The organism is Paenibacillus phoenicis (assembly GCF_034718895.1).
GTDB lineage: Bacteria > Bacillota > Bacilli > Paenibacillales > Paenibacillaceae > Fontibacillus > Fontibacillus phoenicis.
Window position 1 is genome coordinate 3,836,564 of record NZ_JAYERP010000001.1, and the last position, 15,937, is coordinate 3,852,500.

At 54.1% G+C, this 15,937-nt stretch carries 16 protein-coding genes and 1 rRNA gene (1 of these 17 only partly in view); all 17 read left to right on the top strand.

Annotated features, from left to right (window positions below):
- Positions 1-79 precede the first annotated feature (79 nt).
- Positions 80-1,018 carry a quinolinate synthase NadA gene (nadA, locus tag U9M73_RS18205; RefSeq protein WP_009226311.1) on the top strand — a complete coding sequence of 313 codons (939 nt, stop codon included), beginning with the start codon at positions 80-82 and terminating at the stop codon, positions 1,016-1,018.
- Between the two features lie 36 nt (positions 1,019-1,054).
- Positions 1,055-2,671: an L-aspartate oxidase gene (gene nadB, locus U9M73_RS18210; protein WP_036646156.1), complete on the top strand. Its 1,617-nt coding sequence runs from the start codon at positions 1,055-1,057 to the stop codon at positions 2,669-2,671.
- Positions 2,661-3,527, top strand: coding sequence for a carboxylating nicotinate-nucleotide diphosphorylase (nadC, locus tag U9M73_RS18215; protein ID WP_009226309.1), 867 nt, complete (start codon positions 2,661-2,663; stop codon positions 3,525-3,527). The genes nadB and nadC overlap by 11 nt, the downstream gene beginning before the upstream one ends.
- A 7-nt stretch (positions 3,528-3,534) precedes the next feature.
- On the top strand, positions 3,535-4,299 hold the full coding sequence (locus U9M73_RS18220; RefSeq protein ID WP_009226308.1) for a type III pantothenate kinase: 765 nt from the start codon (positions 3,535-3,537) through the stop codon (positions 4,297-4,299).
- Between the two features lie 72 nt (positions 4,300-4,371).
- A complete protein-coding gene (hslO, locus tag U9M73_RS18225) occupies positions 4,372-5,262 on the top strand; it encodes an Hsp33 family molecular chaperone HslO (RefSeq protein ID WP_323078444.1) in 891 nt (296 codons plus the stop codon).
- A gap of 286 nt (positions 5,263-5,548) precedes the next feature.
- Complete coding sequence (gene cysK, locus U9M73_RS18230) at positions 5,549-6,487, top strand: cysteine synthase A (protein WP_260071851.1); 939 nt, start codon at positions 5,549-5,551, stop codon at positions 6,485-6,487.
- A 168-nt stretch (positions 6,488-6,655) separates the two neighbouring features.
- Positions 6,656-8,170 (top strand): anthranilate synthase component I family protein, encoded by a 1,515-nt coding sequence (locus tag U9M73_RS18235; RefSeq protein WP_036646154.1) that lies wholly within the window; start codon positions 6,656-6,658, stop codon positions 8,168-8,170.
- A 51-nt stretch (positions 8,171-8,221) separates the two neighbouring features.
- Positions 8,222-8,803, top strand: coding sequence for an aminodeoxychorismate/anthranilate synthase component II (gene pabA / locus U9M73_RS18240; protein WP_260071852.1), 582 nt, complete (start codon positions 8,222-8,224; stop codon positions 8,801-8,803).
- Positions 8,800-9,771 carry an aminotransferase class IV gene (locus U9M73_RS18245; protein WP_009226303.1) on the top strand — a complete coding sequence of 324 codons (972 nt, stop codon included), beginning with the start codon at positions 8,800-8,802 and terminating at the stop codon, positions 9,769-9,771. The genes pabA and U9M73_RS18245 overlap by 4 nt, the downstream gene beginning before the upstream one ends.
- Positions 9,752-10,588, top strand: a complete 837-nt coding sequence (folP, locus tag U9M73_RS18250; RefSeq protein WP_036646185.1) for a dihydropteroate synthase — start codon at positions 9,752-9,754, stop codon at positions 10,586-10,588. Before U9M73_RS18245 ends, folP begins: the two co-directional genes overlap by 20 nt.
- A gap of 30 nt (positions 10,589-10,618) precedes the next feature.
- Positions 10,619-10,981: a dihydroneopterin aldolase gene (gene folB, locus U9M73_RS18255; protein WP_009226301.1), complete on the top strand. Its 363-nt coding sequence runs from the start codon at positions 10,619-10,621 to the stop codon at positions 10,979-10,981.
- Positions 10,982-10,991: 10 nt separating this feature from the next.
- Complete coding sequence (gene folK / locus U9M73_RS18260) at positions 10,992-11,540, top strand: 2-amino-4-hydroxy-6-hydroxymethyldihydropteridine diphosphokinase (protein WP_323078448.1); 549 nt, start codon at positions 10,992-10,994, stop codon at positions 11,538-11,540.
- Positions 11,492-11,701, top strand: a complete 210-nt coding sequence (locus U9M73_RS18265) for a helix-turn-helix domain-containing protein (RefSeq protein WP_009226299.1) — start codon at positions 11,492-11,494, stop codon at positions 11,699-11,701. The genes folK and U9M73_RS18265 overlap by 49 nt, the downstream gene beginning before the upstream one ends.
- Positions 11,702-11,742: 41 nt before the next feature.
- Positions 11,743-12,744, top strand: coding sequence for a tRNA dihydrouridine synthase DusB (gene dusB / locus U9M73_RS18270; RefSeq protein ID WP_260071854.1), 1,002 nt, complete (start codon positions 11,743-11,745; stop codon positions 12,742-12,744).
- A 367-nt stretch (positions 12,745-13,111) separates the two neighbouring features.
- Positions 13,112-13,588 carry a transcription elongation factor GreA gene (gene greA, locus U9M73_RS18275; RefSeq protein WP_009226297.1) on the top strand — a complete coding sequence of 159 codons (477 nt, stop codon included), beginning with the start codon at positions 13,112-13,114 and terminating at the stop codon, positions 13,586-13,588.
- Between the two features lie 101 nt (positions 13,589-13,689).
- Complete coding sequence (lysS, locus tag U9M73_RS18280) at positions 13,690-15,198, top strand: lysine--tRNA ligase (RefSeq protein ID WP_009226296.1); 1,509 nt, start codon at positions 13,690-13,692, stop codon at positions 15,196-15,198.
- 726 nt (positions 15,199-15,924) lie between these two features.
- Positions 15,925-15,937 (top strand): 16S ribosomal RNA (locus tag U9M73_RS18285); it runs 1,540 nt beyond the window's last position.

Here is a 15,937-nt window from a genome sequence, read left to right on the forward strand (position 1 = left end):
ACGACGCGAAGAGATAGAGAGCCAGGATGGGGTTAATACAGCAACAGACGATACATGAGCTTATGGGGGAGGAATTCAAGTGGAGGCTCTAGCGCTTGAGCGTAAAGCCGAAATGAACCGCGAATTGCGGGAAAGACTGGTTCAGCTCAAGAAAGAACGCAATGCCATCATACTGGCGCATTATTATCAGCGGGATGAAATTCAAGAGGTAGCGGATTTCCGGGGCGATTCTTTTTTGCTCGCTCAGAAGGCCGCTTCGACGGATGCGGATACGATCGTGTTCTGCGGCGTGCATTTCATGGGCGAAAGCGCTAAGATTTTGGCGCCGAACAAGACGGTGCTTATTCCTGACGAACGTGCGGGCTGCCCAATGGCCGATATGGTGAACGTCGAAGGCTTGCGCAAGCTAAAGGCTCAACACCCGAACGCCAAAGTGGTGACCTATATTAACTCTTCCGCAGAAATTAAAGCGGAAACGGACATCTGCTGCACCTCCTCCAATGCGGTGAAGGTAATTAACTCCGTGGATGCGGACGAAATTATCTGGGTGCCGGATAAGAACCTTGGCCATTACGTGCAGCAACATACTGACAAGAAGCTGATTATTTGGGAAGGCTACTGCAACACGCATGATATGCTGACCGTGAAAGACGTCGTTGAGATGAAAGCGAAATATCCCAACGCCGAGTTTGTCGTGCATCCGGAATGCCGTCCGGAAGTGGTGGCGATGGGCGATTTCGTGGGAAGCACCACGGCGATCATCGATTACTGCAAAAATTCCTCCGCGAAGGAGTTTATCGTGGGCACGGAGGATGGAACGGGGTATCAGCTGCGTAAAGACAGCCCGGACAAAACGTTCCATTTTGCCACGAAATATCTGGTATGCCCGAACATGAAAGTCAATAACCTGAAGAAACTGGTGAAATGCCTGGAAACGATGCAACCGCAAATTTACGTACCACCCGTCGTTGCCGACAAAGCCAGATTATCCTTAGAGCGCATGTTACAAGTTAAGTAGCATGCGCTACTCTCTTGTTCAAGATAGGTGACGAACGTGATTCCACAATATTTGGTTGATTTTGAGGCAAGCCGATTGACGGTCGTGGATACGGATGTGATTGTGATCGGTTCGGGGATTGCTGGTCTTTTTACCGCTATCAAAGCAAGTGAAAAGAATCGCGTAATCCTAGTCACGAAGAAATCCATGCTGGAAAGCAATACCCGGTATGCGCAGGGCGGGATTGCCGCCGTGATCTCTGAGGACGATTCCCCGGCCTATCACCGTCAGGATACGCTGCTGGCCGGCGCGGGATTATGCTCCTCCAAAGCGGTTGACATTCTCGTAAATGAAGGGCCGGAAGGCGTCAGAGAACTGATGAAGCTGGGCACGGCCTTTGATCTGGAAAACGGGGAGCTGGCTCTGACGAAAGAGGGAGCGCATAGCCATCGCCGCATCTTGCATGCGCATGGGGACGCGACGGGGTATGAGATCGTGCGAGCCCTGTCCGAGCAGGCGGACGCCCATCCTAACATCGAGGTTTGGGACAATCATTATGTGATCGATTTGATTACGGAGGAGAACGAATGCCTGGGGGCGCTTGTGCAGCGGCCTGACGGGCAGCGTGTGTTCTTGCGCGGAAATGCTACGATTTTATGCTCCGGCGGAGCCGGGCAGCTGTACCGCTATACGACCAATCCCGAGGTAGCCACGGGGGACGGTGTTGCTATCGCTTACCGGGCAGGAGCGGTGCTGCGTGATATGGAGTTTATTCAATTTCATCCCACTTCGTTATGTTACCCGGGCGCCCCGCGGTTTCTCATTTCCGAGGCAGTTCGCGGCGAAGGGGCCGTGCTGCGGAATATTAAAGGCGAGCGGTTCATGAGCAAATACCATGAGCTGCTGGAGCTGGCGCCGCGGGATATCGTAGCGCGGGCGATCGTGAGCGAGATGGAAGCGGCGGGGGCAAGTATCGTTTATCTCGATATCACGCATGAAGATCCGGAGAAGATCAAGGCCCGTTTTCCAACGATTTACGAAACCTGCCTGCGTTATGGGCTCGATTTAACAAGTGACTGGATTCCGGTCGCTCCGGCAGCGCATTATATGATGGGAGGCGTTCGCGTCAACCATTATGGCGAGACGAGCGTGCAACGGTTGTTCGCCTGCGGTGAGGTTTCGTCGACCGGCGTACACGGCGCCAATCGGCTCGCCAGCAACTCGTTGTCGGAAGCGATTGTGTTCGGCCGCCGGATTATCCAGCGGATTCAGGAGCTGCCGCCGCGCACTCGAACGGGCGAGACGGTTGCTTACCATGGCGGCCGCATGGCGCCTGCTCCGTTCTCTCTGGTGGAACGCCGCCTCGACCTGCAGAAGACGATGGTGCGCCGCATTGGCCTGCGCCGCACGGCAGAGGGGCTTGCCAAGGGCATCGAGGAGCTGGAGAATCACAAGGCGATTTTTAGTCAGGCGCTGCATACCCGTGACCAATGGGAGTATGCCAATATGTTGACCTGCGCGCTACTGCTGGCCAAAGCGGCGCTGGCCCGCGAGGAGAGCCGGGGCGGACATTACCGCGAGGACTTCCCGGAACGCAATGACGCGAAGTGGCGCAAGCATTTGTTGTGGCAGCGGGATCAAGGAATGTTGGAGGAAATTAGCGATGATGTTTAATGGATATCATGAAGGGCTCGTGGAGTCCATCCGCGGCTGGCTGAAGGAGGACGTAGGCTCCGGGGACGTGACGACCGCCGTCACGATCCCTGCCGGCCATGAATCCAAAGGGATCATTCACGCCAAGCAGGGCGGCATCGTTGCCGGAATGCCGGTGGCTCAGCTCGTCTTTGAGATCGTGGACCCGAGCCTGACGTTTACGCCGCACGTGAAGGACGGCGAACGCATCGAGAAAGGTACGATTCTGGCTGAAGTCGAAGGAAGCACGCATAGCATATTAATCGGGGAGCGGTTAGCGCTGAATTTGCTGCAGCGTCTGTCCGGTATCGCTACGCGGACGAACATGTTCGTCGAGGCGCTTGGCGGCCTGCCAACCCGCTTGGTGGACACGCGCAAGACGACGCCGGGACATCGGATGCTGGAGAAGTATGCTGTCCGCACCGGCGGAGGTTCGAATCACCGCTTCGGGTTGTATGACGCGGTGATGATCAAGGATAATCATATCAAAGGGGCCGGGGGGATCACCCAAGCGGTCAGCCGCGCCCGCGCTCAGATTCCGCACACGATGACCATTGAGGTGGAGACGGAAAACCTGGAGCAGGTCGAGGAAGCGCTGCAAGCTGGAGCGGATATCATTATGCTTGACAACATGGCGCCCGATCTGATGAAGGAAGCGGTGCGCCGAATCAAGGCGAAAGCGCCGCATGTGACGGTGGAAGCGTCGGGCAACGTGTCGCTGGAAACGATCCGCGGCATTGCTGAGAGCGGCGTAGACGTCATTTCCGTGGGACGGTTGACGTATTCTTTTGAAAGCCTGGATATCAGTTTGGACCTGAACGGCAAAAAGGAGGCTTAACAGGCGCATGTTCCTTGTAGTCGATGTAGGCAATACGAATATCGTGCTGGGGATTTACCGGGGCAAGGAATTGCTCCATCATTTCCGCATCAGCACGAACCGTCAAGCCACGGTGGACGAGTACGGCGTATTGATCCATAATCTGTTTGATATGGTGGGCATCCGGGCAAGTGAGATGGAAGGCGTGATCATCTCTTCGGTTGTTCCGCCGTTAATGCACGTGCTGGAAGAGCTGTGCGATAAATATTTGCATCACAAGCCGCTGGTCGTGGGTCCGGGCATCAAAACCGGGCTAAACCTGCGCTACGAAAATCCACGCGAGGTTGGTGCCGACCGGATCGTCAACGCGGTGGCTGCCATCGAGAAATACGGCGGGCCGCTGGTGGTTGTTGACTTCGGCACAGCCACTACGTTTGACTGTATCGATGCTGCGGGCAATTACCTTGGCGGCGCGATTGTGCCGGGGATCGGCATCTCGACCGAAGCGTTGTATCAGCGCGCTTCCAAACTGCCGCGTATCGAGCTGGAGAAGCCGAAGAAGGTGATCGGCCGCAACACGGTGCATGCGATGCAGGCGGGGATTATTTTTGGCTATGCCGGCCAGGTTGATGGCATTGTTGAGCGGATTGCCCGGGAGATGGGCGCGAAACCAAAGGTTATTGCCACCGGAGGGTTAGCCGAGCTGATCGCCAGCGAAACGCGCACCATCGAGGAGGTTAACTCGCAATTGACTTTGGAGGGCCTTCGAATTATTTACGAGCGCAATCAATAATGCGGATAATAGATCATGGGAAGAATAAGGGTTTGATTGACCTTTAAGGGATGAAAGGAGGTCCTTCGCAACATGGACCAAAACAATAAGCAAGACCGGTTAATCCGCGGGATCGCCATGGGCGGGAAAGTGCGCGCCTTCGCGGTGCGGACGACCCAGCTGGTGGAGGAACTGCGCCGCCGGCATGATACCTATCCGACGGCAACCGCAGCTTTGGGGCGGACGGTGACCGCTGCTGCCATGATGGGTGCGATGCTCAAGGGCGAGGATAAGCTGACCGTTCAGGTGAAGGGCGACGGACCGATCGGACAAATCATTGCCGATGCGAACGCCAAGGGCGAAGTGCGCGGCTACGTCAAGAACCCGCATGTCCATTTGCCAAGCAACAGCCAAGGGAAACTGGACGTGCGCGGGGCAGTCGGCACCGAAGGGTTTATCCATGTCACGAAGGATTTGGGGCTCAAGGAGCCTTATCGCGGGAGCGTACCGCTGATTTCCGGTGAACTGGGCGAGGATTTCACCTATTATTTTGCCGTATCGGAGCAAACTCCATCCGCTGTTGGACTCGGTGTCTTGGTGGACGTGGATAACTCGGTGATCGTGGCCGGCGGCTTTATCATTCAACTGCTGCCAGGCTTAAGCGATTCGGAGATTGATTCGATCGAAAAGGCTATTGGACAGCTTCCGCCGGTTACGGCTTTGCTTGACCAAGGGCTGGAGCTGGACGAAATGCTTCGTTGGATTGTGAAGGATGTGCAGGTTCTGGAGGAGATGGACATCGTATTCTCCTGCAACTGTTCCCGGGAACGGGTTGAACGCACGTTGATCAGCTTGGGCAAGCAGGAGCTGGAGGAGCTGCGGGATGAAGGAAAAAAGACGGAGGTTGTGTGCGATTTCTGCAATGAGCCGTACTTGTTTACGCCGGAGGAAATCGACCAGTTGATCGCCAAAACCGAGAAATAAGATTGCCAAGAGAAAAATATATACTGGGAGCCTGTATCCCTTAACCCGCTGGGTAGGTCCAAGATACTTTGCGATCGGGGGGCAAAAGTCCCTTGAAAGCAAAGTATTTTTTGTGACTTTTCTTGACAACTCCGATCGGCGTTGTTAAGATTATAATTAGAAAACCAACTTATTTACTCGGAAATAAATGAAAGTCGATGAATCGTGCATCCTAAATTATGTCAGCTTTCATTTGTGGGCAGCCAGATCGACTTGGTTATTTTTATCCAAAGGGAGGATATTTGATATGGCAAAAGTCGTGAACAATGTTACGGAATTGATCGGAGATACGCCGCTGGTCCGTTTGAACCGGGTTGTACCGGAGGACAGCGCCGAAATCTACGTGAAGCTGGAATACCAAAACCCAGGCTCCAGCGTGAAGGACCGGATTGCGATCAGCATTGTAGAAGAAGCAGAAAAAGCCGGCAAGCTGAAACCAGGCGGCACGATTATCGAAGCAACCAGCGGTAACACAGGGATTGGCCTCGCGATGGTGGCGGCAGCCAAAGGCTATAAAGCCGTAATCGTCATGCCGGAAACGATGAGCTTGGAACGCCGCAACTTGCTGCGCGCTTATGGGGCAGAGCTTGTCCTCACGCCGGGGGCTGAAGGTATGAACGGTGCGGTGAAGAAAGCAGAAGAACTGCTGGCCGCTAATCCGGATTACTTCCTAGCAGACCAATTTAGAACTCAGGCGAACGTGAAGATCCACCGCGAGACGACGGGGCCGGAAATCGTTGAAGCCATCGAATCACTGGACGGACGCCTGGATGCATTTGTTGCAGGGATCGGTACAGGCGGTACGATTACCGGTGCAGGCGAAGTATTGAAGAAACGGTTCCCGAATCTGAAAATTTACGCAGTTGAACCGGCAGCATCGCCGATTTTGGCTGGCGGTAAACCAGGTCCTCACAAAATCCAAGGCCTTGGCGCGAACTTCATTCCGGAAATTTTGAACCGTGAAATTTATGATGAAATCATTCATGTCGAGAACGAAGAAGCGTTTGAGCAAGCGCGTATTGTAGCAAGACAAGAAGGGATTCTGTCCGGAATTTCTTCCGGCGCTGCCGTATTTGCTGCATTAAAAGTTGCGAAGCAACTGGGTAAAGGCAAACGTGTCGTTGCCGTCATTCCAAGTAACGGCGAACGCTATCTCAGCACGCCGCTGTACAATTTCGAAGCTTAATCGTTTCGCGGTAAGAGCGATGACAACCCCCGGCCGTTCCAACCGAACGGTCTGGGGTCTTTTATTTTTCGCGATAGGTGTTTTCCTTATAGGGCGTCTTCTAGTATACTAGCTTCCAATAAGACTAGAGCTTCTTCAGGCTGAAAATGTGGGGGATCAGCGCGCTTGATGAAAAAGATAATGACTTGGGAGCAATGGAAAGAATGGGCAGACACGGGTAACTGGACGATGCTGCCCTTCGCGGTCAAAATTCCGCTGGCGGCTGCCGGCTTGCCTGAGGACTGGTCCAGGGCTTGGGAGGAAGCCGGGCCGTATGCCTTTGTATTGGAAAGCGGCAAGGTTGGACGCTATACCTTCTTGGGGTTAAATCCGGTCTCCGTCCTTCGCGGCAAGGGCGATCAGGCCGTGGTGGAGGATCTCGCTTCAGGAGAAGTTTCGGTGGTGTCGGGCAAGCCGCTCGACCTGTTGCGGGACTGGATGGAACCGTTCCGTTCTCCAGGTTGGCCGGGTTTGCCCAAGTTCAGCGGCGGGGCCGTCGGTTATCTCGCCTATGACGTAGCGCGATCGCTGGAGCGGCTGCCGAACCTGGCGCAGGACGATCTTGGCCTGGATGATTACGTCTGGATGCGGTTGGAGGAGCTGTGGGTGATCGATCAAGCGGAAGGCGACGTGTATTGCATCGTCCATGTCCCGATCGCGTCGGCGTCACCGGATCAGCTGCGTGACAGCTATCACCTCGCTGAAGCGCGGGCTATGCGAATGGCTGACCGTTGGAAGAGCTTTTATGCGTCGGCGACAGGCCCGGTAGACGCAGCAGGTTCGGCAGAGCCTTCTTCGCTTACCGACGAGGAGATGGAACGCCGCCGCATGTCCGTCTCAATGACGCGGGAGGCGTTTGAAGCGGCGGTGCTTCGGGTGCAGGAATATATCGCGGCCGGCGACGTATTCCAGGTGAATCTTTCGCTGCGCCAGGCTTTTCCGTTGGCCGCTTCGCCGGAGCGGGTGTACGAGCAGCTGCGCAGGTTGAATCCTTCGCCGTATATGGGCCTGCTCCGGTTCCCTGACTTCCAGCTCGTGTCCGCTTCGCCGGAGCTGCTGGTGAAGGTGGAGCAAGGACGGATCAGCACCCGACCGATTGCGGGGACGAGACGGCGGGGGCATACGCCGGAGGAGGATCAGCAGATGGAGGCGGAGCTGCTTGCCAGCGAGAAAGAGCAGGCCGAGCACATTATGCTGGTCGACCTCCTGCGCAACGATATCGGCCGGGTGGCGGAGTACGGGACGGTGCGGGTCAGCGAGCTGTTTGCCGTGGAGCGGTACTCGCATGTCATGCATTTGGTCTCCGAGGTTGAAGGGGTGCTGAGTTCGGATCATTCAGTTTATGATGCGATTGCGGCTGTTTTTCCCGGAGGAACGATCACCGGAGCGCCTAAAGTGCGGACGATGGAAATCATCGAGGAGCTGGAGCCTGTTACGAGAGGCCCCTACACCGGCGCGATGGGATGGATTGACTATGCCGGGAATATCGAATTAAATATTATTATACGTACGCTGGTCGCGAAGGACGGCGTCGGCTACTTGCAGACGGGTGCCGGCATCGTCATCGATTCGGACCCGTACCGTGAGTACAGGGAATGCTTCAACAAAGCCAGAGCCGTTGCTCTGGCCGTTCAACAGACTTAAGAACTTAAGAAGAGCCAGCTGGACAAAGTCTAGGACAGGAGATGAGATGAGATGATTTTAGTGATCGACAACTATGATTCTTTCACGTACAATCTGGTGCAGTATTTAGGTGAGTTAGGCGAGGAAGTAACTGTCCGCCGCAACGATGAGATCGATCTTGCGGGTATTGAGGCTTTGCAGCCGGATCATATTTTAATATCCCCCGGCCCGTGTACGCCCAATGAGGCCGGGATTACGCTGGATTTGATTGAGCATTTTAAAGGGGTTATCCCGATCTTTGGCGTTTGTCTGGGGCATCAGGCGATCGGTCAAGCCTTTGGCGGCAAGGTGATCCGTGCCGAGCGGCTGATGCATGGGAAGACGTCGCCCATTTACCATCAGGGAGAATCGGTGTTTGCCGGCCTGCCGTCGCCCTTCACGGCTACGCGGTACCATTCACTGATTGTGGAGCGCGAGAGTCTGCCGGATTGCCTGGAGATTACCGCAGAGACGGCGGAAGGGGAGATCATGGGGCTGCGCCACAAAGAGTATGCCGTCGAGGGCGTGCAGTTCCACCCGGAATCGATCATTACCCAGCATGGGCACCAAATTCTCCGTAACTTCCTGAACCGAAAGGCGGAAGCCAAAGCATGAATTACATCGGGGTGGATGGCGTTCCGACCCCGGTCGATCAAGCCGTGATCTCCGTGATGGATCACGGCTTTATGTACGGGATCGGGTTATTCGAGACATTCCGCACGTACGGAGGGCGGCCGTTCCTGCTGGATCGGCATCTACAGCGGCTGGAGGCGGGCTGCAGGGCGCTCGGGATGGCGTACCAGGCTGATCTTGGCCGGGTTGAAGCGGAAATTGCCGAGCTGCTCGAGCGGAACGGATTGGAAGAAGGCTACATTCGGTATACGGTAACGGCTGGCGAGGGGCCGTTGGGCTTGCCTGCCGGCGACTACGAGAAGCCGAGGGTCGTGATCTACGTGAAGCCGCTGCCGGAGCCGAGTGCGGCGTTGTACACGGACGGGAAGCCGTTGTGGCGGCTGGCAACGCCTCGGAATACGCCGGAGGGCGAGGTTCGTTTCAAGTCGCTGCATTATATGAACAACGTGCTGGCGAAGCGCGAACTCGCCCGGTTGGAACGCGAGGCACAGCACACGGCGGATGCTCCTGCGGCGCATGCGCATGGGAGTAGACCTGCCGCTGCACCCGCTGAGGGACTGTTGCTGACGGCGGATGGCTGGCTGGCGGAGGGAATCGTCAGCAATGTATTTTTTGTGCGAAATGGTAGATTATATACGCCGGATGTGAAAACCGGCATTCTCCCCGGCGTTACTCGCGCTAGGGTGCTGGAGCTGGCGGCCGAGCAGGGGATTGCGGCGGAGGAAGGCCGCTACACTTGGGACGAGCTGCTGGCGGCCGACGAGGTCTTTCTGACGAATTCGATTCAGGAGCTCGTGCCGGTGACGAAACTGGTAGAGCCCGGCCAGCCCGGCGGCCAAGGGACGTTGCGGCGCACGGTGGGGACTGGGCAAATCGGACCAATGACGCGCCTGTTGTTGGGGAAATATAGGGAGAAAGCGAGGAGTGGCGATGCAGCCGATCATTTATAAGCGAAGCTACCAACTGGGCGAGGCCTCTTTGACATTAGGGGATCGCACGCTGGTGATGGGGATTTTGAATGTGACGCCGGACTCTTTTTCCGATGGGGGTCGTTACAATAATGTGGAGCTTGCCGTTCAGCATGCCCGTGAGATGGTTGCGGAGGGCGCGGATATCATTGATATCGGCGGGGAGTCGACGCGGCCGGGCCATGTGCCCGTAAGTGAACAGGAAGAGCTGGAACGGGTCATCCCTGTCGTCGAGGCACTCCATCGCGAGCTTCCTCACGTTCCGTTGTCGGTGGATACGTACAAGGCGCAGGTGGCGTACGAAGCGTTGAAGGCCGGGGCGCATATCATTAATGATATCTGGGGCTTTAAGGCGGAGGCACGGATGGCGGAAGTGGCGGCGGAGTTTGGTTGTCCGGTGATTTTGATGCATAACCGCCATGATCGCAATTACCGCGATTTGCTTGCCGATGTGGCTGCGGATTTGCGGGAGAGTGTGGAGATCGCTCGAAAGGCTGGCGTTAAGGATGAAAATATCATTTTGGACCCCGGCATCGGTTTTGCCAAGGACGATCTCGAGAATCTGCGCGTGATGAAGGCGCTGGACGAATTAGCGGCATTGGGGTTCCCGCTGCTACTTGGCACGTCCCGTAAACGATTTATTCGTACCGCCTTAGACCTTCCGGTCGATGAGGTGGTGTTCGGAACGGCGGCCACCGTGGCGCTGGGGATTGCGCAGGGCTGTCAGATTGTCCGCGTTCATGACGTGAAGGAGATCAAGCAAACCGTGCAGATGTGTGATGCGATCGTGTACGCTTGACCCATTTGCCGGTAAAGGGAGCTGAAATGAATGGATAAAATGGTGCTGCGGCGCATGGAATATTACGGGTACCATGGTGTTTTTGAGGAAGAGCGTAAGCTCGGCCAGCGCTTTTACGTGGATTTGGAGCTCGCGCTGGATCTGCAGCAGGCCGGGGTTAACGACGACTTAACTCAAACGGTAAATTATGCCGAAGTGCATGAACTGGTCAAGGGTATCGTTGAGAAGAAAAGCTTCAAACTCATCGAAGCCCTGGCGGAGCATATTGCATCTGCGGTATTGGACACTTATACTAGGGTAGATGCGTTAACGGTTCGAGTTACGAAGCCGCATCCGCCGTTTGATGTGCATTTTGACGGTGTGACGGTCGAGTTGTATCGTTCCAGAAAGTGAGCTAATATTTATGACTACGACATCTCCCTCTGAGCTTTCAGAGGCTTATATTGCTTTAGGGGCTAATCTAGGCGACCGCGAGGCCACCCTGATGCAGGCGATCTCGGAATTGCAGAAGCATCCTGAGATCGAGGTATTGCGCTGCTCCAATCTATATGAGACGGATCCGGTAGGTTATTTGGATCAGCCTTGTTTTGTGAATATGGCCGTTGCTGTCCGGACGTCGCTGGATCCTGAGGCGCTGCTGGCCTTCATGCTGGATATCGAGCTGCGGCTGGGACGGGAGCGTACGATCCGCTTCGGGCCGCGGACGGTGGACCTGGATTTGTTATGGGCCGGCGGCAGGGTGTTGGACACACCGCTTCTGACCTTACCGCACCCGCGGATGATGGAGCGAGCTTTTGTGCTCATTCCCTTGGCCGACATCGTGCCGGAAGGAGAGCCTTCCGGGCTGTTTGAACGGATTCACAATGCCCTAGACAACTTAGATGGAAAGGAAGGCGTCCGGTTTTGGAAAACATGCAACTGGCACAGCGCATCCGCGCTTTCCGAAAGCTAAAAGGCTTCACCCAGCAAGAGCTGGCTGAGAAGTCCGGCGTATCCCTGGCCTTATTGGGCGCGGTAGAACGGGGGAACCGCCGGGCAGATGATCAAATGTTAACTAAAATTGCACAATGTTTAGGAATATCCTTAGCGGAGCTAAAGTCTGATCTGAAGTGAACCGCTGATTTAACTATTTTATTGCATGGGAGGGAACCATCTTGCTGAAGATTGGCGATGTGGAATTGAAGAACCAAGTCGTACTTGCCCCGATGGCAGGCGTATGTAATCCGGCCTTCCGTCTGATTGCCAAGGAATTTGGGACAGGGCTTGTCTGCGCTGAGATGGTTAGCGATAAAGCAATCCTTCACGGCAATAAGCGGACTCGAGAAATGCTCTTTGTGGACGAGCGGGAAAAGCCGCTTAGCCTGCAAATTTTCGGCGGGGATCGCGCGTCGCTCGTAGAAGCGGCGAAAGTCGTCGATCAGGAAACCAATGCCGATATCATCGATATTAATATGGGCTGCCCCGTGCCGAAGGTGACGAAATGCGACGCTGGCGCACGCTGGCTGCTTGACCCGAATAAAATATACGAAATGGTTGCGGCGGTTGTGGATGCGGTAAGCAAGCCAGTCACGGTGAAAATGCGCATTGGTTGGGATGCGGAGCACATCTACGTCGTGGACAACGCCAAAGCGGTTGAGCGAGCCGGCGGCAAAGCCGTGAGCGTTCACGGCCGGACGCGGGAGCAATTGTACACCGGTAAAGCGGACTGGAGTTACATCCGCCAGGTGAAGGAAGCGGTGTCGATTCCCGTCATCGGGAACGGCGATGTGGCGACACCCGAGGATGCGAAACGGATGTTGGATGAGACCGGCTGCGACGGTGTGATGATCGGTCGCGGGGCGCTTGGCAACCCTTGGATGCTGTACCGGACCGTCGAGTACTTGAAAACAGGCGTATTGCTTCCTGAGCCGGATGCGGAGGAGAAGATTCGCATTGCCATCCTGCACATGGACCGTTTAGCGGCGCTGAAAGGCGAGCTTGTTGCTGTTCGCGAGATGCGCAAGCATTTGGCTTGGTATTTGAAAGGGTTGAAAGGTGCGGCGCGCATCAAAGACCTCATAATGGAAGAAAACCGCCGGGATGAGATGGTGCGGATTCTTGAGAATTTTGTCGCCGACTTGGCGGCGGGAACGGTGCGCGATGAGGTGTCCGCCTAAGGTTTGAAGTTGAGAGGGGTGTCCTCTCATGGGGGGACCTCTTATACATGAAACGTTTACATTTGTAAAATCGGGCGTCATTGACATTTCGGAATCGTTCACCTATAATTTCACAATATAAATTCGCCTCAAGTGCCAGTCTCTCCCATATGAGGGTCTGACCCTTATCACATATTGCATATAATTAACACAACAAGCAAGAATCGAAGTGATCACTGTGGCCGGAAGCGAGCGCTTCCATGCACCTGGGCGGCGGTGGTACGGCAAAGGAACCATTCCTTTTGGGAATCGTTCGTTTTCCAGGGGAGTTTTCAGGTGCCGCACGTACCGTGCGAAAATTTTTTCCATGACAGGAGAATCGGTTGAGATGAGCGATAAAGAAGTTATCCTTACCCAAGACGGTCTGAAAAGACTGGAAGAAGAATTGGAGAACTTGAAATCCGTGAAACGCCGTGAAGTCGCGGAACGGATCAAGGTTGCCATCGGATACGGGGATATCAGCGAGAACTCGGAATATGAGGACGCCAAGAACGAGCAAGCATTTATTGAAGGACGGATCATCACTCTGGAGAAAATGCTGCGCAACGCGCGGATCATCAACAACGATGAAATCGACACGGATACGGTAAGCATTGGTTCGATCGTGACGGTGGAAGATCTGGAATTCGGCGATACGATGGAATATGCGATCGTCGGGACCGCGGAATCCGATCCGATGCAGAACAAAATTTCGAATGAAAGTCCTGTCGGCAAAGCCATTCTTGGGAAGAAAAAAGGCGCCATCGTGGACGTCAACGTTCCGGCAGGCGTGATTCAATATAAAATCGTGGACATTAAGAAGTAAGGCGGAATGAGCGAGAGAAGAAGCTTCCCCAGCGGAGGCTTCTTTCACTGTTTCTTTTGTCGGCGAGCAAATTCAGCTGGATTAAGGAGTGGAGTAGGGTAATGAGCGAAGAGATTAATAACCAGGAAGCGATGGAGGTCAGCGAGCTGCTGCAAATTCGCCGTGATAAATTGGACGAGCTGCGCGGGCTTGGGATCGACCCTTTTGGCAAAAAATATGAACGCACCCATATGGCGGGTGACATTCTCCGGCAATATGACGGGCTGTCCAAGGAAGAATTGGAGGAGAAGCACGTCGAGGTGACCATCGCTGGAAGAATCATGGCTAAACGGGTCATGGGTAAAGCCAGCTTTGCGCATCTGCAAGACTTGTCGGGCAAAATTCAGATTTATGTCCGTCAAGACAGCGTGCCTGAAGTGAAGTATCAGGCGTTCAGCATTCTGGACCTTGGGGACATCGTAGGGGTAACCGGTGAGGTGTTCAAGACCAAAACCGGCGAAACGACGATCAAGGTGAAGGACCTAGAGGTGCTGTCGAAGTCGCTGTATCCGTTACCGGATAAATATCACGGCTTGAAAGATGTCGAGCTGCGTTATCGCCAGCGGTATGTCGACTTGATCGTGAATCCTGAAGTGCAGCAGACGTTTATCAAACGTTCGCAGATCATCCGATCGATGCGCCGTTACCTGGATTCCCTCGGCTATTTGGAAGTGGAAACGCCGACGCTGCATAACATTGCCGGCGGTGCAGCCGCCCGTCCGTTTATTACGCATCACAATGCGTTGGACATGCAGTTGTATATGCGGATCGCGATCGAGCTTCACTTGAAGCGCCTGATCGTTGGCGGCTTGGAGAAAGTCTATGAAATCGGCCGGGTCTATCGGAACGAGGGGATCTCGACGCGTCATAACCCGGAATTTACGATGATCGAGCTGTATGAAGCGTATGCCGACTATAAAGATATTATGGCGCTCACGGAAAATCTGATCTCCCATATCGCGCAGGAAGTGCTGGGGACTCAAGTGGTGCACTACCAAGGGCATGAGGTTAACTTGAAGCCGCAATGGCGTCGCGTGTCTATGGTTGATGCGGTTAAAGAAGTAACCGGCGTCGATTTCAGCGTGCAAATGAGCAATGAAGAAGCGCATCGTTTGGCTAAGGAGCATAATGTTCCGGTGGAGCCGCATATGACGTACGGTCATATTTTGAACGCGTTCTTTGAGCAATTTGTGGAGGAGACGTTAATCCAACCGACGTTCGTTTACGGACATCCGGTGGAGATCTCGCCGCTGGCGAAGAAGAACGAGCAGGATCCGCGGTTTACGGATCGTTTTGAGTTGTTTATCGTAGCTCGTGAGCATGCTAACGCTTTTACGGAGCTGAACGACCCGATCGACCAACGTCAGCGTTTCGAAGCACAGCTGCTTGAGCGTGAGCAAGGCAATGATGAAGCGCATGAAATGGACGAGGACTTCATCCGTGCTCTCGAGTACGGGATGCCGCCGACCGGTGGTTTGGGCATCGGGGTGGACCGCCTGGTGATGCTGCTGACCGACTCGGCTTCTATCCGTGACGTACTGCTGTTCCCGCATATGCGTTCTGCGGAATAAGAGTTTGGAATAGAACAAGCCCGGCTATAGGCTGGGCTTGTTTTTTATAATATCAGAAAGTATAAACTTCGGGGCATTGGCATCCTGATATCGCAAGAAAAACTTCCACTAAACGCGGTCTGTCTACGTTGAATGTAGGTCGATAGACGTTTTTCTTAAGATATCAGAAAGTATAAACTACGGGGGCTTAGCATCCTGATATCGCAAGAAAAACTTCCGCTAAATGCGGTCTGTCTACGTTGAATGTACGTCGATAGACGTTTTTCTTATGATTTGGGGAAGGCTGAGCCTTAGAGGATCTTTATATCGTTAAGATCGCCGCTGATCGCGGTCGGCTACTTCTTCGTAAGCTTGCGTTGATACATATTTACTTTGATCAGCTTATGTTCGAGTTTCTACTGATGTTGAGTTTTGTTGTGGAAGATTTTTAAGCGGATAAGGTTGGATTAAATTGGATGCATAAAATCGAGCAGTTTGGGTTGCACGCGACTTGAAAAGATGATATATTATAAATCCGGTCGTTATTCGTGAGCATTATGAACTTCAGCTCAGAATCGCAGATAAAAATAATGCTTGCAAGATAACGCCGGACATGATATACTATAAAAGTTGTCGCCGATAAGACGACAACGAAGTTGATCTTTGAAAACTGAACAACGAGTGAGTAATAAACCGAGATTTAATTCTCGTCAGTTTTTTCTAAATGAGCAAGTCAAACACTTTATTTTATTGGAGAGTT